The 23,988-nt window shown below is 71.8% G+C and carries 22 protein-coding genes and 1 riboswitch; of the genes, 10 read left to right on the plus strand and 12 right to left on the minus strand.

Features of this window, described 5'->3' with window-relative positions; all coding sequences use genetic code 11:
* Positions 1-56: 56 nt before the first annotated feature.
* Positions 57-1,082, minus strand: a complete 1,026-nt coding sequence (locus tag BDW27_RS05910) for an acyltransferase domain-containing protein (protein WP_199560554.1) — start codon at positions 1,080-1,082, stop codon at positions 57-59.
* 185 nt (positions 1,083-1,267) lie between these two features.
* Between BDW27_RS05910 and BDW27_RS05915 the strand changes: the two genes are divergently transcribed.
* A complete protein-coding gene (locus tag BDW27_RS05915) occupies positions 1,268-2,884 on the plus strand; it encodes an AMP-binding protein (RefSeq protein WP_110048526.1) in 1,617 nt (538 codons plus the stop codon).
* Between the two features lie 430 nt (positions 2,885-3,314).
* On the opposite strand, the gene BDW27_RS05920 is transcribed toward BDW27_RS05915, so the two are convergent.
* Positions 3,315-3,623 carry a 4a-hydroxytetrahydrobiopterin dehydratase gene (locus BDW27_RS05920; protein WP_110048527.1) on the minus strand — a complete coding sequence of 103 codons (309 nt, stop codon included), beginning with the start codon at positions 3,621-3,623 and terminating at the stop codon, positions 3,315-3,317.
* 492 nt (positions 3,624-4,115) lie between these two features.
* On the minus strand, positions 4,116-4,898 hold the full coding sequence (locus tag BDW27_RS05925; RefSeq protein ID WP_110048528.1) for an SDR family NAD(P)-dependent oxidoreductase: 783 nt from the start codon (positions 4,896-4,898) through the stop codon (positions 4,116-4,118).
* Positions 4,899-4,984: 86 nt separating this feature from the next.
* Here BDW27_RS05925 and BDW27_RS05930 point away from each other — a divergent pair, with 86 nt between their 5' ends.
* From BDW27_RS05930 to BDW27_RS05950, 5 genes are all read left to right on the plus strand, one after another.
* Positions 4,985-5,863 carry a helix-turn-helix transcriptional regulator gene (locus tag BDW27_RS05930; RefSeq protein WP_110048529.1) on the plus strand — a complete coding sequence of 293 codons (879 nt, stop codon included), beginning with the start codon at positions 4,985-4,987 and terminating at the stop codon, positions 5,861-5,863.
* A gap of 567 nt (positions 5,864-6,430) precedes the next feature.
* Positions 6,431-8,896 carry a nitrate- and nitrite sensing domain-containing protein gene (locus tag BDW27_RS28065; RefSeq protein WP_110048530.1) on the plus strand — a complete coding sequence of 822 codons (2,466 nt, stop codon included), beginning with the start codon at positions 6,431-6,433 and terminating at the stop codon, positions 8,894-8,896.
* Positions 8,896-9,348, plus strand: a complete 453-nt coding sequence (locus tag BDW27_RS05940) for a roadblock/LC7 domain-containing protein (protein ID WP_017543388.1) — start codon at positions 8,896-8,898, stop codon at positions 9,346-9,348. Before BDW27_RS28065 ends, BDW27_RS05940 begins: the two co-directional genes overlap by 1 nt.
* Complete coding sequence (locus tag BDW27_RS05945; RefSeq protein WP_017543389.1) at positions 9,345-9,713, plus strand: DUF742 domain-containing protein; 369 nt, start codon at positions 9,345-9,347, stop codon at positions 9,711-9,713. Before BDW27_RS05940 ends, BDW27_RS05945 begins: the two co-directional genes overlap by 4 nt.
* Positions 9,714-9,720: 7 nt before the next feature.
* On the plus strand, positions 9,721-10,302 hold the full coding sequence (locus BDW27_RS05950) for an ATP/GTP-binding protein (protein WP_026129038.1): 582 nt from the start codon (positions 9,721-9,723) through the stop codon (positions 10,300-10,302).
* A 143-nt stretch (positions 10,303-10,445) separates the two neighbouring features.
* Here the strand turns inward: BDW27_RS05950 and BDW27_RS05955 are convergent, their stop codons facing one another.
* Positions 10,446-12,506 carry a BTAD domain-containing putative transcriptional regulator gene (locus BDW27_RS05955; RefSeq protein WP_110048531.1) on the minus strand — a complete coding sequence of 687 codons (2,061 nt, stop codon included), beginning with the start codon at positions 12,504-12,506 and terminating at the stop codon, positions 10,446-10,448.
* A 314-nt stretch (positions 12,507-12,820) separates the two neighbouring features.
* On the opposite strand from BDW27_RS05955, the gene BDW27_RS05960 reads away from it, so the two are divergent.
* Complete coding sequence (locus BDW27_RS05960) at positions 12,821-13,699, plus strand: alpha/beta fold hydrolase (RefSeq protein ID WP_110048532.1); 879 nt, start codon at positions 12,821-12,823, stop codon at positions 13,697-13,699.
* Positions 13,700-13,740: 41 nt separating this feature from the next.
* Here BDW27_RS05960 and BDW27_RS05965 read toward each other — a convergent pair whose 3' ends face one another.
* The 3 genes from BDW27_RS05965 to BDW27_RS05975 all read right to left on the minus strand — a co-directional run bounded on the left by BDW27_RS05965 (position 13,741) and on the right by BDW27_RS05975 (position 16,746).
* Complete coding sequence (locus BDW27_RS05965; protein WP_110048533.1) at positions 13,741-14,559, minus strand: ABC transporter ATP-binding protein; 819 nt, start codon at positions 14,557-14,559, stop codon at positions 13,741-13,743.
* A 61-nt stretch (positions 14,560-14,620) separates the two neighbouring features.
* Positions 14,621-15,715 carry an iron chelate uptake ABC transporter family permease subunit gene (locus BDW27_RS05970; protein ID WP_110048534.1) on the minus strand — a complete coding sequence of 365 codons (1,095 nt, stop codon included), beginning with the start codon at positions 15,713-15,715 and terminating at the stop codon, positions 14,621-14,623.
* Positions 15,712-16,746 carry an iron ABC transporter permease gene (locus BDW27_RS05975; RefSeq protein ID WP_017543397.1) on the minus strand — a complete coding sequence of 345 codons (1,035 nt, stop codon included), beginning with the start codon at positions 16,744-16,746 and terminating at the stop codon, positions 15,712-15,714. Before BDW27_RS05975 ends, BDW27_RS05970 begins: the two co-directional genes overlap by 4 nt.
* 163 nt (positions 16,747-16,909) lie before the next feature.
* On the opposite strand from BDW27_RS05975, the gene BDW27_RS05980 reads away from it, so the two are divergent.
* Positions 16,910-17,929 carry an iron-siderophore ABC transporter substrate-binding protein gene (locus tag BDW27_RS05980; protein ID WP_110048535.1) on the plus strand — a complete coding sequence of 340 codons (1,020 nt, stop codon included), beginning with the start codon at positions 16,910-16,912 and terminating at the stop codon, positions 17,927-17,929.
* Positions 17,930-17,983: 54 nt separating this feature from the next.
* On the opposite strand, the gene BDW27_RS05985 is transcribed toward BDW27_RS05980, so the two are convergent.
* The 3 genes from BDW27_RS05985 to BDW27_RS05995 form a co-directional block, all read right to left on the minus strand.
* Positions 17,984-18,751 (minus strand): TSUP family transporter, encoded by a 768-nt coding sequence (locus tag BDW27_RS05985; protein WP_110048536.1) that lies wholly within the window; start codon positions 18,749-18,751, stop codon positions 17,984-17,986.
* A gap of 322 nt (positions 18,752-19,073) precedes the next feature.
* Entirely contained in the window at positions 19,074-19,718 is a 645-nt protein-coding gene (locus BDW27_RS05990; protein WP_110048537.1) for an alpha/beta hydrolase, read from the minus strand.
* A complete protein-coding gene (locus BDW27_RS05995) occupies positions 19,715-20,665 on the minus strand; it encodes a ring-cleaving dioxygenase (RefSeq protein WP_110048799.1) in 951 nt (316 codons plus the stop codon). Before BDW27_RS05995 ends, BDW27_RS05990 begins: the two co-directional genes overlap by 4 nt.
* Positions 20,666-20,922: 257 nt before the next feature.
* On the opposite strand from BDW27_RS05995, the gene BDW27_RS06000 reads away from it, so the two are divergent.
* A complete protein-coding gene (locus BDW27_RS06000; RefSeq protein ID WP_083927465.1) occupies positions 20,923-21,126 on the plus strand; it encodes a hypothetical protein in 204 nt (67 codons plus the stop codon).
* Between the two features lie 150 nt (positions 21,127-21,276).
* On the opposite strand, the gene BDW27_RS06005 is transcribed toward BDW27_RS06000, so the two are convergent.
* On the minus strand, positions 21,277-21,780 hold the full coding sequence (locus BDW27_RS06005; RefSeq protein WP_233515653.1) for a hypothetical protein: 504 nt from the start codon (positions 21,778-21,780) through the stop codon (positions 21,277-21,279).
* A 120-nt stretch (positions 21,781-21,900) separates the two neighbouring features.
* Complete coding sequence (locus tag BDW27_RS06010; protein WP_110048539.1) at positions 21,901-22,437, minus strand: NUDIX hydrolase; 537 nt, start codon at positions 22,435-22,437, stop codon at positions 21,901-21,903.
* Positions 22,438-22,570: 133 nt separating this feature from the next.
* Positions 22,571-22,678: riboswitch (SAM riboswitch) on the plus strand.
* 62 nt (positions 22,679-22,740) lie between these two features.
* Here BDW27_RS06010 and BDW27_RS06015 point away from each other — a divergent pair.
* Positions 22,741-23,928 (plus strand): peroxidase-related enzyme, encoded by a 1,188-nt coding sequence (locus BDW27_RS06015; RefSeq protein WP_110048540.1) that lies wholly within the window; start codon positions 22,741-22,743, stop codon positions 23,926-23,928.
* The last annotated feature ends 60 nt before the right edge of the window (positions 23,929-23,988 follow it).

A 23,988-nucleotide genomic window follows, 5' to 3' on the forward strand; every position in this document is an offset into this window, starting at 1 on the left:
ACCCCCATACACAAACGGGGGCCCACCCCAAGGTGGACCCCCGCACCCGCCACGGCTCACGGCAGCCGCAACCACCCCGTACACACCCTCAACCCCGCACCCGACTCCAACCGCTCCAACGCCGCACGCTCCAACCGGGTCCGACGCGGCGCACGCTCCACTTCCACCCGAGGCATCCCGAACACGAACCGGAACACGTCACCCTCCCCGGGCGCCCCCTCGCCCACCAACGTGAACCTGCGCTGGAACCGCACGATGTTGGACCCCTCCCCCAACGCCCGCTCCCACCACGGATCCAACAGCCACGACGTGCACGTGGCCACCCTGGCGTCCACCCCCAACTGCTCCCGCGCGAAGGGACCCGCCAACGCCAACGCCTCACTCACCGCGTCCGGATCCAACCCCCCCGAAGGGATGTGCAACCGCAGCACCGGATCACCCGGAGCCAACCCCGCACCCATCGCCGCGGCCTCCTCCTCCGAATACCAGCGCACCGGCCCCTGATCCCCCAACAGCGCCGGCTCCAGCTGAAGACCCCCCACCCAGAACAACCGGCCACGGAACTGCGCCGCCACCCACGCCGCCGTCTCCACACTCAACCGACCGAACAACCAACGCGACCGCCGCACCTGCACACCCACGTCCGCCAGGGACGCCACCGTCACCGACCGGTCGATGCCGCGCAGCGCGTGCCGCCGAAGCTGCTCGGGCACCATCGCCACGAACGCCCACAACGACGCCACCCGCACCCGCGCGTCCTCAGCCTCCACCAGCGTCGGCCAGGGACGCCACACCCCCACCGGCAGATCCGCGTCCGCCCACAACCGCCGGTACATGCACCCCACCAGGTGCCACAGCTCCTCGGGCCACCCGCCGTCCACGCCCGGCGCCCCCGGCCACAGCGCCTCCAGCTCCGCACGGTCGTCCTCGGCCAGAACGAACATGTCCAGCACCTCGGCGGCCTCCGCCCCCGAGGGCACCCTCAACCCCACCCCCGGCTCCGGCAACCCCTCGCAGGCCTCCAACCACTCCCGCACACCCGCGTCAAGCCCGAACCGATCCACCACACGCGCACTGTCCATGCGACACATCCTGTCGCCCCCCCCCACCCCAAGGGAAGAAGCACCCCACCCCCAACCCCCGCAAACCCCCCCCCGCCCCACCCACCCCCGATGAGACCAGACCCACAACACCACACCAGGTGCGCATAGTGTTGTGGTAACCCACCAAGCAACACCACACCCACCGAAAACGAGGAACACCACCGATGTCCGACCCAGCGCAACTCCTGCGCGACTGGATCGCCACCTACGACACCCCCACCACGTCGGTGGCCCACCTCCTCTGCGACCGCCACGACCCCGACACCATCGCCACCACCGAAATCGGCCCCACCCTCGAACCCACCACACTCACCTACGGCCAACTCCGCGAACGCTCACAAACCCTCGCCACCGGCCTCACCCACCTCGGCATCCAACCCGGCGACCGCATCGCCACCCTCATCCCCAAAGGCATCGACCTCACCGTCACCGCCCTCGCCACCTGGCGCCTCGGCGCCGTCCTCGTCCCCCTCCTCTCCTCCTTCGCCCCCTCCGCCATCACCCAACGCCTCACCGACTCCAACACCAGCCTCGTCATCAGCGCCGACGAATACCGCACCAAACTCGACCCCAACCCCCACACGCCCACCCACCCCACCTGGACCATCGCCACCACCGGACCCCAACCCCTCCGCGACGGCGACCACACCCTCACCACCCTCAGCCAACACCCCCCACACACCACCCCCCACACCACCACCGGCAACGGCGACATCGCCACCGTCTACGTCTCCAACCTCATCGGCCCACCCCGAGGCGTCCGCGTCCCCGCCCGCGCCCTGTCCGCCATGCACGCCTACCACCACTTCGGCCTCGGCGTGGACGAAGACGACGTCTACTGGAACACCGCCGACCCCGGCTCCGCCTACGGCCTCTACCACGGCCTCATCTCCCCCCTCCTCGCCGGACACAACTCCCTCGCCCTACGCGCCGGATTCTTCGACCCCGAACTCACCCTCGACGTCCTGGGCCTCTACCAGGTCACCAACTTCGCCTCCGACCCCACCACCTACCGCACCCTGCGCGCCGCCACCAAAACCCTCCCGCCCGAGATCGTCGTCCAACGCATGGCCAGCGCCGGAGAACCCCTCTCCCCCGACGTCATCGACTGGGCCACCGACCTCTTCGGCGTCCCCGTCCGCGACCACTACGGCCAAACCGAACTCGGCTGGTGCGCCGGACTCCCCAACGGCGACCTCCCCGACCCCGCCACCACCACACCCCCAGGAGCCATCGGCCCCGCACTCCCCGGCTGGAACATCCAGGTCCTCGAAGCCCTCACCGACGAACCCGCCCCCCTGGGCGCCTACGGCCGCATCGCCATCGACCGCGCCCAGAGCCCCCTCGACTGGTTCGACGGCTACCTCGGCTACGAGAACACCATCGACATCCGCTTCTCACCCGAACGCACCTACCACCTCACCGGCGACACCGGCATCATGGACCGCCAAGGCAACCTCCACTTCTCCACCCGCGACAACGGCGCCATCATCACCCGCAGCTACCGCATCGGCCCCACCGAGGTCGAAGCCGTCCTCAACACCCACCCCGCCGTCGAGGAGAGCGGCGTCTACGCCATCCCCGACGACCTCGCCGGACACCTCGTCGGCGCCCGCATCGTCCTCGCACCCGGACACACCGCAACCCCCGAACTCGCCGAAGAACTCCGCGAATGGGTCCGCGCCCGCTTCGCCCCCCACGCAGCACCCCACACCGTGGACTTCACCGACGAACTCCCCCGCACCGTCTCCGGAAAGATGCGCCGCGCCCGCCTACGCTGACCACCACGACCTCCGCCCGCGCCCCACCAGGGTCAGCACGGCAGAGGTCCCCCACCGCGACGCCACAGGAACACCCACTGTGACCGAGCGCACCGGACGCGCCACCGCGCGTCCCCCTCGCCGCGGCCCAGCACGAGTGGCACATCTTCGTCCGGGAACCCCCACCAGCGCAGCCGATCGCACCACCACGCGGCCGCTGCTCCCTCCCCTGCGAGGAGACGGGCGAGACGGGCACGGAGCCGCCCCCACGCTCCTGGCCCCCCGATCCCGCCCACGCTCCCCGCGAGCGTGCCCCCGCCACCACCCCACGGGGGGCCGTCAGCGGCCCGACGAACGGATCGGCCCACCCCGGGACACACAACGGCCCAGGCAGCCGCCCCTTGAGGCAGCCCCCGGGCCCGGTGTCGCGCTCACCCGCACGGACGGAAAGTCACTCCGCCACCCGCGCGGTCCCCTCCACCAACTCGTCCACCCGGGCCGCCAACGCCATGTCCTTCTCCGTCACCCCACCCTCGTCGTGCGTACTCAACGCCAACGAGACCGTGTCGTAACGGATGTCGATGTCCGGATGGTGCCCTGCCTGCTCGGCGGCCTGCGCCACCTCGTTCACCAGCGACACCGCCTCCAAGAAGCCCACCAACCGCACGGAACGACGGATCGCCGCCCCCTCGGTGTCCCACTCCCAGCCGACCAGTCGGCCCAACCCGTCCCGGATCTCTTCCTCACTCAGAACAGCCATCGCTCCCCCAACACACTCACCACACGGTCCGTGCCAGCCCCTTACCCACACCGACCCCACCCTCAACAAACGTCCGCCGCCCAGAACGGCCCAGAGAGCCCCTGACCACACTGGGCCCGCACGACGCTCCACGTCCACCGCCTTCGACCACTGCGCACGGACGAGGAGCACACCGACCCACTTCACCCCCGGTATGCCCTTCCCCCAGAGGCGGGTGGCGAGCCCCCGACACCCGGCCCTCGCCCCGCAAGGCAGCGTGCGCCTACGAGGCAAGGACCGGTCAGGCGCACCGCCCCCTGCACGCCCAGACCCACCACCACGCGCGCTGCTCACACGCCCACCACCGACCGGTGAGCGTGTGAGGGTCAACCGCTCACCCCTGGAGCGAACCTCCTCGCCCCGGCTGCCGCGCCGCCCGGTGGGCCTTCAGGAAGCTCCGGCCCACGAGAAAATACGGCGCGAAGCCGCCACGGCGGGCCCGGGGTTCCTCCCTCAGGCGCCCGCGCCGCCGTCCACCGGCACGATCGCGCCGGTCACCATCGACGCGCGGCCGCTGAGGAGCCACGCGGCCACTTCGGCGACCTCGTGGGGCTCCGCCATCCGGCCGAGCGGGATCGACGCTGTCGCCCGCTCGATGATGCCGGGGCTCGCCGCCTCCCACATGTCGATCATCTCCGTGGCGGTGCCGCCGGGGGTGATGCCGTTGACCCGGATGCCGTCGCCAGCCCAGCTCACCGCAGCGGTTTCGGTGATGCTGTTGAGCGCGCGCTTCATGGCGCCGTACGCGGGAAGGGCAGGGTTCGCGCGGCGGCTGCCGATGCTCGACGTGTTGACGATCGCCCCACCGCCGTTCCTCCGCATGAGTGCGGCCTGGGCGGTCATGGCGGTCCAGTGCGAACGGAAGTTCACGGCGAACTGCTCGTCAATATCCTCCTCGCTCGTGGTGTCGAGCGGTCCGGGCTGCTGGACCGCCGCACCGTTGTTGAAGGCGCCGTCGAGCCGCCCGTGCAGCTCCTCCACACGATCGACCGCCGCGCGGACACTCGCACGGTCGGCCAGATCCAGCGTGACCGCGTCGGCGACAACTCCGTCGGCGCGCAGTTCCGAGACGATGCGGTCGAGGACGTCCGAGCTGCGGGCGGCGAGCACGACGGCGGCGCCCTCAGAGGAGAAGAGCCGGGCCGCGGCGGCCCCGATGCCGCGGCTGGCGCCGGTGATGAGCACAACCTTGCCGGTGAGCAGGCCGATGGGCGCGATGTCGATGTTGTTCGTCATGGCGACAGTGTCGGTCCGGACCCACTACCGGATACAGGCACAGGCGGTACCAGGATCCGCCGCCGCACATCGTGCAGACTCGGGGTATGGACAAACAGGAGCTCGGGACGTTTCTCCGCAGCCGTCGAGAGCGGCTCCGGCCGCAGGACGTTGGACTCCCCTCCGGCCCGCGCCGTCGGACACCGGGGCTGCGCCGCGAGGAGGTGGCGGTCCTCGCTCACATCTCCACGGAGTACTACGTACGGCTGGAACAGGGCAGGGCACCGCGGCCGTCGGGCGAGGTCCTCGCCGGGATCGCCGGCGCGCTGCGGCTCACCGACGCCGAGTCCGACCACCTGCACGTCCTGGCGGGTACCGCACCGCTGCGTGCCCGGCTGCACCGGCGCGATGTGCGGCCGAGCATTCTCGCGCTCGTGGAGCGGCTGCCGCAGACGGCCGCCCTGGTCATGTCCGCCGCGTTCGAAGTGCTCGCGTGGAACGACCTCGCGGCCGCGCTCATGGGGGACTTCGCCGGGCTCGCCCCGAGAGACCGCAATCTCGCGCGCCGGGCCTTCCTCGGGCCGGAGCGACCCGACTCGACCCCGCACGGAATCACCGACGCCGCCGAGTTCCGGCACCAGGTCGTCATGGATCTGCGTGCCGTCCTCGCCCGCTATCCGACGGATCCCGCGGTGACCGGCCTCGTCGACGAACTCCGCGACACCAGCCCCGACTTCGCCCGGCTCTGGGAGCGGCACGACATGCAGGCCGCGCCCATGCTCACCAAGACCTTCCGCCACCCGGTCGTCGGTCAGGTCACCGTGGACTGCGACGCGCTCACCCTCGCGGACCGCGACCAGCACCTCGTGCTGTACAGCGCGCCGCCGGAATCTCCCGATGCGGACGCGCTGGCTCTCCTGAACGTACTCGGAGCCCAGGCCGGTGATGCCCTGCTCCAGCGCAGCCACGGCCAGGCCGCAGGGTGAAGGGGGAGGCGGCCCCGCCCCTCCGGCAGTGCGGCGGGCCACGGCCCATCGGCGCGGTGGAGGCGTTCGTGCGCAGCGTCGCGGATCGACGTCGGCCCGCGCCCGTTCGGTAGCGCGCTCCCAGTCGCGGTGCACGCGTTCCCGGGACTGGTGACGCAGGGTGCCGGTTTCGGGGCCAATCCGTGATTGGCCGGAACCGGACGTACGCGCTCCCCCGTCCTCAAGTGGGACCACCACCGCACAGGGGACATCCCTCCCCCCACTTGGGGCACAGGGCGAAGGCCCTTGGTTGTTTGGTGCGGCGTGAGCCGCTCCTTATGTGTTCTTGGGTTGTTCTTTCCCTGAAAGGGCGCGGCACCTTTACGACGTAGATTTACAAGGCACGGATCATCACATCCCCCAGCACCCCACGAAATGACCTGGATCCTTACCGTCACATCCGCATCCGGCCACCCACGAAACCTTGCAAATCCCCCCTCGGAGCGGTTAGCTCTGGGAAACTCCACCCCCTCCCCCCACCGGCTGCCCCCACCAGCCACGCGCGCCACTCCCCCCGGAAGCGAGCCCATGCCCAACGAGAAGCGCTCCTCGCTTCGCGCCCGCATGGTCAGCCTGGTGCTCCTCCCCAGCACCGCCCTGCTGGCCCTGTGGGCGGTCTTCAGCACCGTCCTGGCCACCGACATCCGCGACCTGAACGCCACCACGGCCTTCATCGACGAGGTCGGCCAGCCCGTCGTGGACGTGGTCACCCACCTCCAGCGGGAACGGCGCGCCACCATGGGCGTGGCCCACCGGACCACGGGCAGCGCCCTCGACCAGCTCGAAGCCGCCCGGGACGCCACCGACGAGAGCGCTCTCGCCCTCGACCGGACGCTGGGCCGGTTCGGCCGCGGCGACCTGCCCGCCGAGGTCCTCACCCTCCAGAGCCAGCTCAACCTGTTGGAGCGCCACCGCACCGAGGTGGTCGACACCCTCGACACCGGGGTCGACGCCCTGGAGGTGGCTGCCCAGCCCTACAACCGCATGATCGAGTCCGGGTTGGAGATCTGGGACGCGCAGGTCGACCGCGCCGACGTCGCCCTCTCCCCCCACCTGCGCTCGCTCACCTCCCTGTTGCGCTCCCGCGAGTACCTCAGCCAGCAGGACGCCGTCCTGGCGCACTCCATGGCCACCAACTCCTTCACGGCCCAGGCCCACACACGGTTCGCGTCCGCCGCGGGCGCCCAGCGCCACACCTGGACACAGGTGGAGTCCGCCACCGGCAGCCATCGCAGCCAGGACTACAAGGAACTCAACGGCTCCGCCCAGAAGCGTTCGGTGTACAACCTCCAGGACATCGTCATCGGCAACCCCGGCGGACCCGACACCCGCGTCCCGGTCGACTCCCGCAGCTGGAGCGAGGCCACCGGAGCCCTCGACGAGCGCCTGCGCGCCATCGAGCACGCGCGGATGAACCAGATCGTGGAGGCCGGACACGCGCACTCCCGTGATCTGCTCCTGAGCGTGCTGCTGGTGAGTGTGCTCGCCCTGGCAGTGGCCCTGGCCTCGGTCGTGGTGGCGGTGACCGGCTCCCAGCGGCTCGGGCGCCGTCTCCAGGACCTGCGTACGCACACCCTGCACCACGCCCGGTTCCGGCTCCCGCAGGTGACCGCTCGGCTGCGGGCGGGCGAGAGCGTGGACGTGGACGCCGAGGCGCCCCGGTTGGCGGGCGGGCGGCGTGACGAGCTCGGGCAGGTGGCGGAGGCGTTCGACGACGCCCAGCGGGCGGCGGTGGTGGCGGCCGTGGAGGAGGCCCAGGTGCGGGCGGGGGTGCGCAACGTGTTCCGGAACATCACGCGGCGCACGCAGTCGCTGGTGCACCGGCAGTTGTCGCTGCTGGACCGGTTGGAGCGGACCGAGACCGATCCCAAGGTGCTGGAGTCGCTGTTTCGGATCGACCATTTCAGCACGCAGATGCGGCGCAACGCCGAGAACCTGATGCTGCTCAGCGGTGACCGTCCCTCACGTCCCGGTGGGGCGTCGGTGGGGTTGCACGAGGCGGTGCGGGCGGCGGCCAGCGAGATCGAGGACTACGCCCGGGTGCGGGTGCTGGCGCTTCCCCGGGTGGCGCTGCCCGGGGAGGCGGGGTCGGATCTGGTACGGCTGGTCGCGGAGCTGCTGGAGAACGCGGCGTCGTTCTCGCCCCCGGGAACGGAGGTGTCCGTGGGAGGTCGGGCGCTGGAGGACGGCGACTTCCTGGTGGAGGTCGAGGACCGGGGGCTGGGTATGACCGTCGGCCAGCTGGAGTCCTCGAACGCGTTGCTGGCCGAGCCGCCCCGGTTCGATCTGGCACGGATGCGGGAGGACTCGCAGCTGGGGTTGTTCGTGGTGGCCACCATCGCGGCGCGGCACGGGTTCGTGGTCGAGTTGCGGGCCTCCCCGTACCAGGGGACGAAGGCGCTGGTACGTATTCCCGGTCGGGTGCTGGTGGAGCGCGACCACCAGACCGGGCCGATGCGGCGGGTCGCGTCGGTGGGACCGCAGGTCGGTGGAGAGGGGGGCGATCACCGTGGCGGGCACATCGGCGCGGGCGAGGAGACCGCGGGCCACTCCCCCACGGCTGGAGCCGTCTCCGTGGCCCCCAACGTCGGTACGCCGCCCCTGGCCCGTCGGGTCCGCCCGGAGGATCGCGGCACGGACGAGGGGGGTTCGGACGCCGAGGGTGCCCGGTCCGTGGCCGTTCCCGGGGAGGAGGGGCCGGTCGGGCCCGTCCCCTCCCCCGTCCCGGAGGACACCTACATGGGGTTGCCCGTGCGTCAGCGTCGACGCTCGACCCCGCCCCCGGCCCCGGGGGTGGCGGAGGCCGGTGACGACGGGTCCGGTTCGGCGCCCGTCCAGGTCACCGGCGGGCAGCGTTCGCTGTCGGAGATCAGGTCCATGATGAGCGCCTTCCAGGCCGGAACGGAGCGCGGACGCGCGGCGTCCACCGGCGAGGAGGCGGCGGAGGGTGCGCCACAGCAGGGGGCGCACCACGGTGAGAGTGCGGAAGGGTGATGTCGGTGTCGGCTGGGACCACGGCTGAGGGGCGGAGCGGTGTGGACGGGGCGTCCGCGGGTCAGAGGCTGGACTGGTTGATGGGTGACCTGGTGGAGAGGGTGGCGGGGGCGCGTCAGGCGCTGTTGCTGTCGGCGGACGGGTTGCTGCTGTCGTGTTCGGCGGGCGTGGAGCGCGAGGAGGGTGAGCGGCTGGCGGCGATCGCGTCGGGGTTCGCGAGTCTGGCGCGGGGTGCTCGTGCGCAGGTGGGCGCGGCCGAGGTGCGCCAGTGCGTGGTGGAGATGGACAACGTGTTCTTCTTCGTGCTGCCGGCTGGGCAGGGGGCGCAGTTGGCGTTGGTGGCGGAGGCCTCGTGTGACATGGGGCAGGCGGCCTTCGAGGTGAACCGTCTGGTGCGGCAGGTGGGTCCGTACCTGTCGGCGCTGCCCCGGAGGCGGGGAGGTGCGGGGTGAGGTCGGTGCCTGCGGAGGAGGGGTGGTCGGGGGAGTCGAGTCTGATTCGCCCGTACTCGTTGACGGGGGGCCGTACGCGTCCCTCGCGGTCGGATTTCTCGATGACTTCGCAGGTGGTGGCGGTTCCGTCGGTGGATCGGCGGGAGGTGGACCCGGAGTTGGAGCTGATCCTGTCGGTGTGTGCGCGCCCGGTGTCGGTGGCGGAGGTGGCTTCGCGTTCGGGGTTCGCGTTGGGGGTGTTGCGGGTCCTGTTGGCCGATCTCCTGGATCAGGGTCTGGTGGTGGTGCACACCTCGGACTGGGAGAGGGAGCGGCCGGACGCGCGGACGTTGCGTTCCGTCCTGGAACGCATCCGGGAGTTGTGAGGTGTTGATGGAGGGCTCTGTGGCCCAGGGTGGTCCCGTTCCGGACACGTTGAAGATCGTGGTCGCGGGTGGTTTCGGGGCGGGCAAGACGACGCTGGTCTCGGCGTTAAGTGAGGTGGAGTCGTTGCACACCGAGGAGGTGATGACCTCCGAGAGCGTGGGTGTGGACGATCTGGACGGGGTGGAGGGCAAGACCACGACGACGGTGGCGTTGGACTTCGGTCGGATCACGTTGGACGAGTCGACGGTGGTGTACCTGTTCGGGACACCGGGTCAGCGGCGGTTCTCGTTCATGTGGGAGGAGTTGGCGCAGGGGGCGTTGGGCGCGGTGGTGCTGGCTGACACGCGCCGGTTGGCGGACTCCTTCGACGCGATCGACTTCTTCGAGTCGCGTGGGGTGCCGTTCGTGGTGGCGGTGAACTGTTTCGACGGTCAGCGCACGCATCGTGCGGAGGACGTGCGGGTGGCGTTGGACGTGGCCGAGGGGGTCCCGGTGTTGTTGTGTGACGCCCGTGAGCGGGAGTCCGTCAAGGAGGTCGTGGTGGAGCTGGTGTCGTTGGTGTTGCGTCTGGAGTTGTCGGGCGCCTAGCCGGGTGGCGGGGGCTTCGGCCCCCGCCCGGGGCGTCCAGCCACGCTCTCCCTCAAGTTCAACCTTCCACCTTGGGGTTGAGACTTTCAGGGTCCAGCCCCGACCCTGGAGCCAAGAAGTCCCAAATGTACCGAACGTTCCGTTCAGGTGCGCAGAGCCCGCCGGAGGGAGTCGAGGTGCTCCGCGACCGGGCCCAGGGTGAGCATCCCGGTCTGCGCGCCGGCCTCCTCGCCGACGGCCGGGGTGAGCTCGGTCAGGGCCCGGCGCATCACCGCGCGGTCCCCCACGGCCTCGGCGGCACGGGCGGCCAGCGCCCAGCGGGCCTCCAGCAACAGGTCGCGCGGTGGCTCCGGCAGCCGCGACAGCGCGCTGGCGGCCTCGACGGTCCGGTGTCGGGCGAGCAGCACGTGAGGGCGGGCCCAGGGTTCGTGGGGGCCGTAGTCGGCGTCGGCGTCCGCGGGAGCGGGCAGTCCGCGCCTCAGACGCAGGCACAGCAGAGCCAGGGGCTCCAGCCCGTGTTCGAGGCCGGGCATGCCCGCGCCCCTCAGCCCGGCGGAGGCGTCGCCCAGGGCGCTGAGAGCGCTCTCTGACGTGCCCAGGGGATCAGCGGCGGCGCGCAGGGCCCGGTACCAGCGGGAGAAGACCACGGTCAGCGGGCGTTCGTGGCGCTCCCCCAGTTCCCGCGCGGCCCGGTCGTGGTGGTCGGCGCCCGACCAGTCAGCCAGCGCGGACAGGGACTGCACCCGGATCAGGTGGCCCAGGATCCGGAAGGTGACGAGGTCGTGCCGAGTGGCCAGGGCGATGAGCTCGGAGCCCAGGGCGTCGCGCTCGGGCGCCAGCCCGGCCCGGTGGAAGGCCTGCATGTACCGGGCGTTCAGCGCGAAGGCCAGCAGCGTGGGGTCGCCCAGGTCCCTGGCGAGCCGCTCCGCCTCGGCGGCCGCCTCGGGTCCCCGTGCTCCACGGGTGCCGCGCGACTCCAAGGCGACGGTGGCCGACAGCCGGGCGCGGGCCCCCTCGTGCCCGGTGTCGGGCAGGGCGGCCAGGGTGCGTTCGGCGGCGGCGACCACCCGGGCGGAGCGTTCGGGGTCGTCCACCCGTGTCCAGTTGGCGGGGACGTCGTAGGCCCCGATCACCCGCGCGGTCAGGAGGGGGTCGCCGAGTTCCTCGGCGGCGGTGACGGCGGCCAGGCGCTGTGCGCGGGCGGTACGCAGCCCCTCGGGGCCGGTGACGGCGAGGTCCCGCAACAGGCTGACGGTGGACTCGAGCCGGACCCGCGCTCTCGGGGTGACGGTGCGCCGGTAGGCATCGGCCGCCCGGTTCCACAACTGGTCGCCGAGGTCGTGCCCCTCGTTCGCAGGCCGTGACGAGCCAGGGCAGTGGGAACGCGGGCCGGGCTGTGGGGAGGCGGCGGTCCCGCGCGGACGCGGCTCGCCCGAGGGGTCGGAGTCCAGGTGGGCGGCCTGGCGCAGGATGTCCTGTTCCAGACGGCGTAGTGCGGGGCCGGGGTCCACGCCCAACTGCTCCACGAGCAGGGAGCGGGCCCGGCGGAGCACTCCCAGGGCGTCCCCCTGGCGTCCGGTGCGGTACAGGGCCAGGGCCAGCAGCCGCCAGGCGTCCTCGCGCCAGGGGTGTTCGGCCACGTGGGCGTCCAGGTCGGGGACGGCCTGGGCGGCCAGTCCCAGGTCCAGTCGGGTGCGGGCGAGGTGTTCGAGGGCGCCCAGGCGCAGTTCGGCCAGGCGGCCGCGTTCGGTGCGGGCCCAGGCGGCTTCGGGGAAGTCGGCGTAGGCGGGGCCGCGCCAGGGGTCCAGGGCCTGTTGGAGTCGGGGCAGGGCCTGGTCGGGAGGCAGGGCGCCGGCGTGCTGGAGGCGTTGTTCGAACAACCAGGCGTCGACGGTGTCGGGGGCGGCGTCAAGGGCGTAGCCGGGGCCCCGAGTGGTGAGCAGGGTGGCGGGGGCGCGCGGTGGTCGGTCGGGTTCCAGTGCACGGCGGAGCGCGGCGACGAAGGTGCGCACGGCGCTGGTGGCCCCGGGGGGCGGGTCTCCCTCCCACAGGTCGTCGACGAGGAGGTCGACGGGCACGACGCGGCGGCGGGCGAGGATCAGCCGTGCCAGGACCGCGCGGTGGCGCGGCCCGCGCAGCGCGAGTTCCTCCCCGGTCCCGTCCCAGGCAGTGACGGGACCGAGCACCCCGAAGCCGACCCGCACCGGCACCCCTCCCCCGTGTTGGTCGTGTGCGTCGTGGTCAAGGTACCGCCTGGTCAGCGATGACGCGGACCGGTCCGCGGCGGTTGCGCGGGGCCCGCGGCGCGCTCGACCGGGCACGGAGGACCGTGACGGTCGACGGCCGATGGGCGCCGACCGCCGAGCGCTGGCGCGCGTGAGCGGCACGGGACGGCCCCGGGCGGTGGTCCCACGGCCGAGCCCACCCGTGCGCCAGCCCGCGCGGTCGCTCATCGGTTGCTCATCGGGGGGCGACAGGCTGGGTTCACCCCCGGAAGGAACGAGTGAGAGGCGGACGTATGGCTCCGGTCATCGAAGGATTCGAGTACGAGAGGGTGCGAGTGGCGCCCGAGGTGTCGCTGAACGTGGCGGTCGGAGGGTCGGGGCCGCCCCTGGTGCTCCTGCACGGGTTTCCGCAGACCCACCTGATGTGGCGGCACGTCGCCGCCGACCTGGCGGCCGACCACACGGTGATCTGCCCTGACCTGCGCGGTTACGGGGACAGCGACAAGCCCGAGGCGACCGGACCCGAGGTCTACTCCAAGCGGACCATGGGCGCGGACGTGGTGGGACTGGCCCGGGCCCTGGGCCACGAGAGGTTCGCGCTGGCCGGTCACGACCGCGGGGCGTTGGTGGCCGTGCGCACCGGCCTGGACCACCCCGACGTGGTCACGCACCTGGCCAGCCTGGACGTGTTGCCGACCCTGGACATGTGGGAGGCATTGAGCGGGGTGCGCGGCGCGGTCGGTTTCCACCTGTACCTGATGGCCCAGCCCCCGGGTCTGCCCGAGCGGATGATCTCCGCCAGCGCGGAGGAGTTCTTCGGGTACTTCCTGGACGCCTGGGCCACCGAACCCGGCGCGATCCCGGGCGAGGTGCGCCGGGCCTACCTGGACGCCAGTGCCGGGGCGGTGGACTCGATCGTGGCCGACTACCGTGCCTCGGCCGGGATCGACGTCGAGCACGACGCGGCCGACCGGGCTGCGGAGCGGCGTCTTCGGATGCCGGTGACGGTGCTCCAGCAGGACTGGGGCGCGGCCCTGGGGTACGACGCCGCCGCGCTGTGGGGTGCGTGGGCCAGCGACCTACAGCACGCAACGGTGAGCAGCGGACACTTCATGGCCGAGCAGGACCCGGCCGGGGTGGTGGCGCACCTGCGCGGTCTCCTGGCGCGCTGAGCGGGGGACGGCGTCCGGTCCGACCGGACCGGACGCACCCCTCAGTGGCCCTCGCGGCCCTTGCCCCTGCGGTCGACCGGGACGATCATCGGCGTGTGGGTCTCGGGGTCGGGGATGATCCGCACCGGCAGTCCGAACACCTTCTCCACGAGGTCGGCGGTGGCCACCGTGGCGGGTTCGCCCTCGGCCACGATCTCACCGTCCTTCATCACGATCAGGTGGGTGGCGTAGCGGCACGCGTGGTTGAGGTCGTGCAGCACCGCGACCAGGGTGTGCCCCTGCTCGGCGTGCAGGTCGGCGCACAGGTCGAGCATGTCCATCTGGTGCGCGATGTCCAGGTACGTGGTGGGCTCGTCCAGCAGCAGCAGCGGGGTCTGCTGGGCCAGGACCATGGCCAGCCACACCCGCTGGCGCTGGCCGCCGGACAGCTCGTCCACGGACCGGTCGGCCAGCGCGCTGATCCCGGTGGCCGCCATCGCCTCGGCGACCACGGCCTCGTCCTGGGAGGACCACTGGCGCAGGAAGCTCTGGTGCGGGAAGCGGCCCCGGGCCACCAGGTCGGCCACACCGATGCCGTCCGGGGCGATGGAGGACTGCGGCAGCAGGCCCAGTCGGCGGGCCACCTCCTTGGCCGGGTAGGAGCTGATGACCTGCCCGTCCAGGAGCACGTTGCCCTGGGCCGGCTTGAGCGTGCGCGACAGCGCGCGCAACAGCGTCGACTTGCCGCACGCGTTGGGCCCGACGATGACCGTGAAGGAGTTGTCGGGGATGCGCACGGCCAGGTCGCGGGAGATGACGCGCTGGTCGTAGGACAGGGTGAGGTCCTGGCCCGAGAGGCGGTTGCTGGCGTCGTCGGTCATCGTTCTCTTTCGGGTGGGGCTCGGCGGTGGCTGCTCGGATCAGGGTGCGGGGCGCGGACGGTCAGGCCCGGCCGCCGCGCCATTCGGTGTACAGCAGCCAGATGAGGTAGCTGCCGCCGATGACGGCGGTGACGACACCCACGGGCAACTGGGTGGGGGCCAGCAGGCGCATGGCGACGAGGTCGGCCAGGACCAGCAGCGTGGCGCCCATGAGCGCGGCCCCGACCAGGGTGGTGCCGCCGGTGCGGGTCAGGCGCCGCGCCAGCTGGGGCGCGGCCAGGGCCACGAAGCCGATCGGTCCGGCCACGGCGATGGCCGCACCGGTCAGAGCACTGGCGGCGGCCAGGGCGATGATCTGCGTGGACTGCGCGTTCACGCCCAGACCCCGGGCGGTGTCCTCGCCCAGCTCCAGGAAGCGCAGGCGCTGCCCGACGGCGAAGATCACCGGGGCCAGCACCACCAGGCCGATCCACACGGCGGCGGTCTCGCTCCACCCCCGGCCGTTGAGGCTGCCGATCATCCAGATCTGCGCGCCCAGGGCGTCGGTGAGTTCGGCGCGGGTCATGAGGTAGTCGCGCACCGAGGCCAGCATGGCGCTGATGCCGATGCCGACCAGGACCAGCCGGTACCCCTGGACACCGTTCTTCATGGCCAGCAGGTACACGACACCGGCGGTGATCAGACCGCCGGCGATGGCCCCCAGGGAGACCACCACCCGTCCGGCGCCCAGGATGAGGATGGCGGCCACGGCGCCGGTGGCGGCACCGGAGGTGAACCCGATGATGTCGGGGCTGCCCAGGACGTTGCGCGACAGGCTCTGGAAGACGGCCCCGGCGATGCCCAGGGCGGCTCCCACACCGATGGCCGTCAGCGCCCGGGGCAGGCGCACCCCCTGCACGAAGAACACGTCGAGCCGTTCCCCGTACCCCATGAGGGCGGCGGGCACCGCCGAGAGCGGGATCTCGTAGTCGCCGACCGCCACCGACACGACCAGGGTCGCCAGGGTGACGGCGACCAGGATCAGGCTGATCACGAGGGTGCGCGGGCGCAGCAGGAAGGACACCCGGCCCCCTCGGGAGCGCCAGGCGCGGGTGCCGCGCGGGGTGAGGCGCTCGGGCGCGCCGGTGCGGGCTGGGTGTGTCAGGGTGTCGCTCACAGCTGGGCCATCTTTCTGCTGCGGACCAGGGCGATGAACAGGGGCGCCCCGACGAGTGCGGTGATGATGCCGACCTCCAGTTCGGAACTGGGCAGGATGACACGTCCGACGGTGTCGGCGGCGGTGAGCAGGATGGCGCCCAGGACGGCCGCGTAGGGCAGGAGCCAGCGCTGGTCGGGTCCGGTGATCACGCGGGCGGCGTGGGGGATGATCAGGCCCACGAACCAGATGGGTCCGGCCGCGGCGGTGGCGGCTCCGCACAGCAGGATGACGCCCACGGCCGTTCCGGCTCGGATCAGGGGGATCTTGGCGCCCAGGGTGGCCGCGAGGTCGTCGCCCAGGGCCATGGCGTTCAGGGAGGGGCCCAGGGCCAGGGTCACCAGGATGCCGACGACGAGGAAGGGGGCGACCTGGAGGAAGAGGTCGAGGTCGCGTCCGGTCAGCGAGCCGACCTGCCAGAACCGGATGCGGTCGAAGACGAAGTCGTTGAGGACGATGACGCCGTAGATGATCCCCTGGAGGACGGCGGCCAGCGCCGTTCCGGCCAGCGCCAGGCGCACGGGGGTGGCACTGGCACGGCCGCGTGAGCCCAGGGCGTAGACGGCGATCGCGGCGATGGCCGCGCCCAGGAAGGCGGGCCAGACCAGGGAGGAGCCGCTGGCACCGAAGACGAAGGCGGCCACGACCACGGCCGCCGCGGCACCGGAGTTGATTCCGAGGATGCCGGGTTCGGCCAGGGGGTTGCGGGTCAGGGCCTGCATGAGGGCACCGGCCAGCCCGAGCGCGGCGCCGACGAAGATCCCGATGACGGTGCGGGGGACGCGCAGGGTGCGGATGACGTCGTGGTCGTAGGAGCCGTCGTAGTCGGTCAGGGCGGCCCACACGTCGGCGCCGGGGATGGGTTTGGCCCCGACGGTGATGCTGAGGAGCGCGCAGACAGCGAGAACGCCCAGGGCGATGATGAGGCCGATGGGGCGGATGACGCGTCTGGTGAGGGTGGGGCGCGATGGCGCGGGCGCGCGCAGGGCCACGGGTTCCCCGTTCGTCTTACTGGGTGTGCTGGGTGTGTTGTGGAGAGGCTCGCCCGTGGTGGGACCGGCGGAGCGTCGCGGAGGTCCTGGTCGGAATCAGCCAAAACCCACCCGGACAGGTTAGCCTTACCTACATCCTGTTCGCACGGAAGGGTCCCCTCAGATGCCCGAACTCACACGCCCGTCGCGCTCTCTGAGCGTGCTCGCCCTGGCCGGGGCCCTGACGTTGACCGCCTGCGGCTCCGGAGGCGGGGGTTCCGACGACGGTGCCGACGGTGGGTCCGGCGGCTCCCGGACCGTCGAGGGCGCCAACGGGAGCGTGGAGATCCCCGACTCCCCCGAGCGGATCGCCGTACTGTGGCGCCCCACCCTGGCTGCCCTGACCCTGTTGGGTCACGACGCGGTCGGCACCATGGGCACCCCCGGTGAGGCCGACCAGGGTCTGGCTCCCTTCCTACCCGAAGACGCGGACGGCGCCGAACTGACCCTGGTGACCAGCTCGCCCGTGGAGGACGACGTCAACATCGAGGAGCTGGCCAACGCCGCGCCCGACCTCATCATCGGGGTGAGCACGCCGAACGGCACCCAGGGCCAGATGCTGGACAACCTGGAGTCGATCGCGCCCACGGTCCTTGTGGAGTGGGAGGGGACCGGTTCCTGGCGCGGTCACCTGGAGGAGGTCGCCCGGATCCTGGACGCGGAGGACGCGGCCGGGGAGGCGGTGGCCGCCTATGACGCCGCGATCGAACGGGCCCGGGCCGACCTGGCCGGGGCCGGGGTGGACCCGGCCGGGACCGAGCTGTCCCTGGTACGTCTTCAGAGCGACACCGAGATCCGTTTGGAGACACCGGAGTCGTTCCCGGGCCAGATCGTGGCGGACCTGGGCTTCGCCCGCCCCGACTCCCAGCTGGAGGGCGAGGGCGACACCGACTTCGTCCCGCACAGTTACGAGAATCTCGACCAGGCCGACGGTGACGCGGTGTTCGTCCTGGCCGGTTCCGGGTACCCGGACGCACCCACCACCTTCTCCAGCGGACTGTGGGCCAACCTGGGCGCGGTCGAGGACGAGCGGCTGTACCGGGTGGACTACGACTTCTGGGGGTCGGCCAACTACCACGGAGCCCACCGGATCATCGAGGACGTCACCGCGGCCCTGACGGGCGGGGCGGACCCGGCGGTGTAGGGGCGCGCGGCCGGGGCCCGGTTGCCTCGGTGGTTGGCAGCCGGGACCCCGCGCTCAGGCGAAGACGTCCCAGCCCATGCGGGCGAGCAGGGCGAGCACCACCACGAGCAGGACCCCGCGGACGAACCCCGATCCCCGCTGGAGGGCCATGCGGGCGCCGACCTGGGCTCCCAGGATCGTGCAGACCGCCAGCCCCAGGCCCAGCAGCCAGTCCACGTGGCCGCCGAGCCCGAAGACCACCAGGGCGCCGAGGTTGGTGCACACGTTGACGATCTTGGCTGAGGCGGAGGCCTGGAGGAAGTCCATGCCCAGCACCGCGGTGAAGGCGATGATCAGGAACACGCCCGTGCCGGGGCCGATGATGCCGTCGTAGAAACTCACGCCGATCCCGGCCAGGGCCAGGGCCGCCAGGATCCGGTTGCGGGTGCGCAGGGCCGGGTCGGGTGAGGTGCCCATGGCGGGTCGGAACACCACCAGGAGGGCGACCCCGGCCAGGACGACCATGATGATCGGTTTGAGCACGTCGGCGGTGAGCGCCGTGGCCAGGGCGGCGCCCAGCCCGGAACCGAGCAGGGCCAGCCCGGCCGTGGGGACCACGACACGGCGGTCGATTCTCACCTTGCGGGCGTAGGCGATGGCGGCGGAGGTGGTACCGAAGACGGCGCCGAGCTTGTTGGTGCCCAGCAGTGTGGCCAGGGGCGCGTTGGGAGCGGCGACCATGAGGGCCGGGAGCAGGAGCAGGCCCCCTCCCCCGACGACGGCGTCGATCCAGCCCGCGGCGACGGCGGCGAGCAACAGCAGTCCGAGGATTTCGGGGTCCATCACCGGAGCCGTGCGGTGTGAGAAGAGAGGATCATCGGCTGTCTTCCATGACGGGGAACGGGGCGCGAGCCAATGTAGCCACTGACGCGTACCGCTTTGTCACGGGACCGGAGCAGTGATCCCCTTACGGCCGGTTGGGGTGACGGGGTCCGTTGCCGCCGGGTTGCTTTGGAGGCGTGCGTACCCCGCCGAACAGCCAGCTTTACGACGTGGATTCACCAAGGACCGAAGAGAAGCAGTGACGCCCGGGTGCAGGGGGCGCCACCGCGACTGGGCGGGAACCCCGGGGACCGGCCCCGAGCCGGTCCCCGGCGAGTCGAGCTCAGAACTCCTCGCGGGCAAACCAGTCCCGGGCCTCGGCCAGCACCTCCGGCGTCAGCTGGTGTCCCCCGGCGTGCTCCCGGACCAGGACCCTCGCCCCCCGCTCCCCCAACTGGGAGGCGAGCAGACGGGACTGGTCAATGGTCGTGATGGGATCGGCCACGCCGTTACCGAGGAACACCCGTGTCCCCGACAGATCCACCGGCGCGGGTTCGCGTCCCTGGAGCGGGGCGCCGCCCGCGAACAGCGCCGCGCCCGCGACCAGTCCCGGGTGGAGCAGGAGCAGCCCGGCGCCCGTGTTGGCCCCGTTCGAGAACCCGCTCACCACGATCCGCCCGGGGTCGAGGTCGTAGGCGGCGGTGGCCGCCCCGACGAAACCGGCCAGCTCGGCGGTGCGCCCGATGAGGTCGTCGACGTCGAAGACCCCTTCCCGCAGACGGCGGAACCAGCGGTTCATGCCGTTCTCGTCGACCCTGCCGCGCGGGGACAGCAGCGCGGCGCCCGGTGCCAGGGCCCGCCCCAGGGGCAGCAGGTCGTGTTCGTCCGCGCCGGTCCCGTGCAGGAGCAGCAGGGTCGGCGCGTCCGGCGCGGTGCCCGGTTCGTAGACGTGGACGAAGTCCTCGACCGAGGTGGCGGGCGGGGTCACTGGTCGACCTCCACACGCGGCAGGCGGGCGGCGATCTGCTCGTGGCTGGGCTCCAGCCACGGCGGCAGCTTCAGCGAGCGGCCCAGTTCGAGCAGCGGTTCGTCGTAATCGAACCCGGGGCCGTCGGTGGCGATCTCCAGCAGCACGCCGCCGGGCTCGCGGAAGTAGATCGAGGTGAAGTACGTGCGGTCGCGGATCTCGGTGACCCCCACGCCGTCGTCCTCCAAGCGCTGGCGCCAGGACTCCTGAACGGGTGTGTCCGGGGCGCGGTAGGCGACGTGGTGGACGGTTCCGGCGGCGACCACGCCCCGCTCGGCCCCGGGGTCGGCGACGACGTCGACGATGGTGCCGACCCCGTCGCCGGTGTCGTTGGTCCGGAACCGCATCCGGTTGCCGTTCTCGCTGTGCAGGTGGAAGCCGAGCTGGTCGCCGAGCATCAGGGCGGTGCCGTCCGCGTCGTGTTCGGTGAGGGTGACGGCGCGGATGCCCCGGATGGCGTGGTCGACGGGGACCGCTCCCCCGTCCCAGGGGTCGGTGTCGTGGTGGTCGGCGCTGGCGGCCAGCTCGATGACGAGTCCGTCCGGGTCCCGCAGGGTGAGGACGTCCTCCTCGCCGCGTTCGGTCGGGCGGGAGGCCGGCACGTTCAGCGCGGCGAGGTGCTCGGCCCACCAGCCCAGGGAGCCCTCGGGGACGGAGAAGGTCGTGGTGGTGGCCTGACCCGCGCCGATCCTTCCCTTGGGCGCGTCGGGCCAGGGGAAGAAGGTCATGATGGTGCCGGGATTGCCCGCGCGGTCCCCGTAGTAGAAGTGGTAGGTCTCCGGGGCGTCGAAGTTGACCGTCCGCTTGACCATGCGCATGCCCAGCGCGTTCAGGTAGAAGTCGGCGTTGGCCTGTGGGTCGCTCGCGATCGCTGTCACGTGGTGAATCCCCGAGGGACGCACGTCCATGTCCTTCACCCTTTCTCGTCCGGCTGGCCACTCAGTACAACAAGTTGAATCTTAAACTACTTGTGGTCCGCTGTCTCCCCCATCCCTTCCCCCACGGCTTCCCCCTCCATCACGGGACGGGGGAACCTTCCGCGCTCAGGCGACCGAACGCGCCCGTGGCGGTCGGGCACTTCTCCCCAACCGTCGGATGCGGCGCATTCGGTGACGTTCCGGAGCCGCCCTTCCCCGTCCGCGTACTCCACGGTTACGGTGTCCTCATGAGCACGAGTGACCCCACCCGCATCCTCCCCTCGGGGATCTGCCGCCGCGGCCATCACGAGTGGCGTCACGACCCACCGGGTGGCAGGCGTCTGGTGTGCGTCCGCTGCAAGTCCATGAGCATGAACAACTTCGGCGCCCCGTGCCGGACCGACTGCGCGGACTGCGACCGGGTGGCCGTTCGGGCGGCGGGAACTCAGTAGTTCCGGGACCGAATGGCCCCGCAGTTCGAGCACTGCTCCGTTCCGCCGTTGGGACCCGAGGTCCAGTCGTGATCGCATGCGGTCATAGATCCTCCTCGTCTCACGGGAGGACCTACCCACACCGGCGGCGTGCCGCCACCGGAGGCGCCGTCAGTACACGGGACTGATCGTGGTCTCGCGGAGCACGGCTCCGGAGAGCAGCTTGTCGCAGACCGCCCGCCAGCCGGGATGGTCGTCGACCAGGACGTGACCCTCCGGCGGCTGGAAGCCGTCGAGCATCCGGTCCAGCTCCGTGTCGGTGAAACCGGAGAACTCCCGCACCCGCCGGACGGGCATCGCGTACCCCACCTCGCCGTCCCCGGCCAGGTACTCCTCCACGAGGGCTCCCTCACCCGGGCTCACGCGCTCGGCGATCCGCGCGATCTCGCGCGGAGTGTCCACGATCGCCGCCCCCAGGTCGATCACCGCGCACAGCCGCCCCTCGGGACGGGTGAGGTACACGAACCACTGGGCGGGCACCCCGGTGAGGAAGCGGCGCCGGAACTCGTGGGTCCCGTCGACACTCCACATCCGCTCGTACCGCTGGGCGTCCAGGCTCATCACCACCGGCACCGGGGAGAGTTCGGGGAGACCGAACAACGACTCGTGAACCAACGGGCCACCTCACGATCGCAGGGACGAGTGGGGCCACAGTAGCCATTCGAATCCGGACCTCGCAGGCGGTTGCCCAAGTTCTCACCTTCGCCCGACGGGCCACAGCACGGCCCCGCGGGTTCACGGGGTCGGGCGCCCCACCCCGTACAGGTACAGCAGGGCCGTCATCGAGGTCCCCGCCACCAGTCGCCTCCCCGCCACGAGTCCGGGCACGTCGGCGAGCGGCACCCACTCGACGCGCTCCGACTCCCAGTCCTCCGCGGGATCGCCCACGTACTCGGCGGTGTCCGCGAAGAAGACGTGGTGGGCGGAGTCCGAGATCCCCGGGGTGGGCTGGACGTACACCAGTGGACACAACGGCCCCGGCCGCCAACCCGTCTCCTCCAGCACCTCGCGCGCCGCCGCGTCCACCGGGCTCTCACCGGCCTCGACACCGCCCATGGGGATCTCGTAGGCCCACGTGTCGGGGATGAACCGGTGGCGCCACTCCAGGAGCACCCGGTCCTCCTTGTCCATGACGACCGCGCCCGCCCCGGGCGACGTCCGGATCAGCCGGTGCTCCAGGTGCCGACCGCCGGTGATCTCCACGTCCGCGATCCGGACGTCCATCCACGGATCGGTGTACAGCGGCCTCTCGGAGTGGACGGTCCAGCGCACGGTTCTCCCCCGGTGTCGTCGGCGTACAGCGGACCCATCCCATCACGACCTTGCCTGGGGCGGAGCCCTGTAGCCTTCCTCACTCCCCCGATCCCTTGTAGGGAACATTTCCTATCGACTAAGTTGCTTTTCAGGTCAAGAGTTCCAGCGCGAAGTTCCGGCTCGCTGGACGGCAACCCTCCTGCACGGTGGGGTGCCCCGGAGACGACGACCCGGCTGCGTGACGCGGCAAGCGTGCGACACCCCCTACCCCCTGACGCCTTCGCCGCCCCGCAGCCCCGACACGAGCGACGAGGCGAGACTGTGAGCACCAACCCCGGGGCGGCGCCCCTCCGCGGCGGCGACACCGTCGGCCGACTGGCGGCCCTGACAGAGGTCACCGAGCGGGCGCGCACCACCAAACACGAGATCAACGAGCGGGCCCAGGCCGCCGAGGACGCGCTGTTCGGCGGCCCTGGACCGGTCGCGCCCGCCGTCCGACACGGGCTCGCCGCCCTCGCCGCCCGCTGGCACGGCTCCCGCGAACTCGTGGACCACCACACGGATCTGGGCGCCGATCCGGCCCTGTTCACGGACGACCTGCCCGAGGACCCCGCCCTGCGCGCGGCCGCCCGACACGTGGACCTGCTGAGCGTCTCCCCCGCCCTGGCCGTGCGCGAGGACGTGGAGGGGCTGACCGACGCGGGCTGGGACACCGATGCCGTGGTCGTGGTCTCGCAGATCGCGGCGTTCACCTCCTTCCAGGCCCGCGTGGTGCACGGTCTGCGGTTGCTGGAGGGGCAAGGCCAGGAACACGTGGCCCCGCCCGCCCGGACCGCCCCGGGGCGCGGGAGGGTCAAGAACGCCTCGCGTAGGGCCGCCAACGGAGGCGAGCGACCCGTGGAGTACACCCGGGAGCTGCTGTCCTGGACCGCCTGGCCGCCTCCGGTCCGCACCGACGATCTCACCGAGGAACAGGCCGCCTCGTTCCGGGGCAAGACCAACGGCGAGTACTTCCGCCTGCTCTCCCGCGTCCCCGGTGTCCTGGCCGCCCGCACGGCTCTGGACGCGGCGGTCTTCACGAGCCGGGAGGGACTCCCCCGTGCCGAGCGGGAACTGGCGGCCACCGCCACCAGCAAGGTGAACGACTGCGTGTACTGCGCGTCGGTGCACGCGCGCAAGGCCGCTCAGATGGCCGACCGGCCGGACGACGTCCAGCGCCTGCTCGACGCCGTCCTGGAGCGCGACGCCGACTGGCGCCCCACCGGCACGGCCCCGCTCGCGCACGGGCAGGAGCCGCGCTGGGCCGCGGTCACGGAGTTCGCCGCCGCCCTGGCGACGACCCCGTCGTCGGCCACGGCCGCCCAGGTCGAGCGGTTGCGTGGCCTGGGCCTGTCCGACCTCGAACTCACCGACCTGGTGTTCGCGACGTCCTTCTTCTCCTGGGCCAACCGGCTGATGCTCACCCTGGGTGACCCCTACTGGCCCGGGACGGCCGACGTCGCGCCATGAACACCGGCCCCTCCGCCCCCGCCACCCGAACCCTCCCCGGGGCACCGCACACGTGCCCTC

The sequence above is a fragment of the Nocardiopsis sp. L17-MgMaSL7 genome, assembly GCF_003182025.1.
Classification (GTDB): Bacteria; Actinomycetota; Actinomycetes; order Streptosporangiales; family Streptosporangiaceae; genus Nocardiopsis; species Nocardiopsis prasina.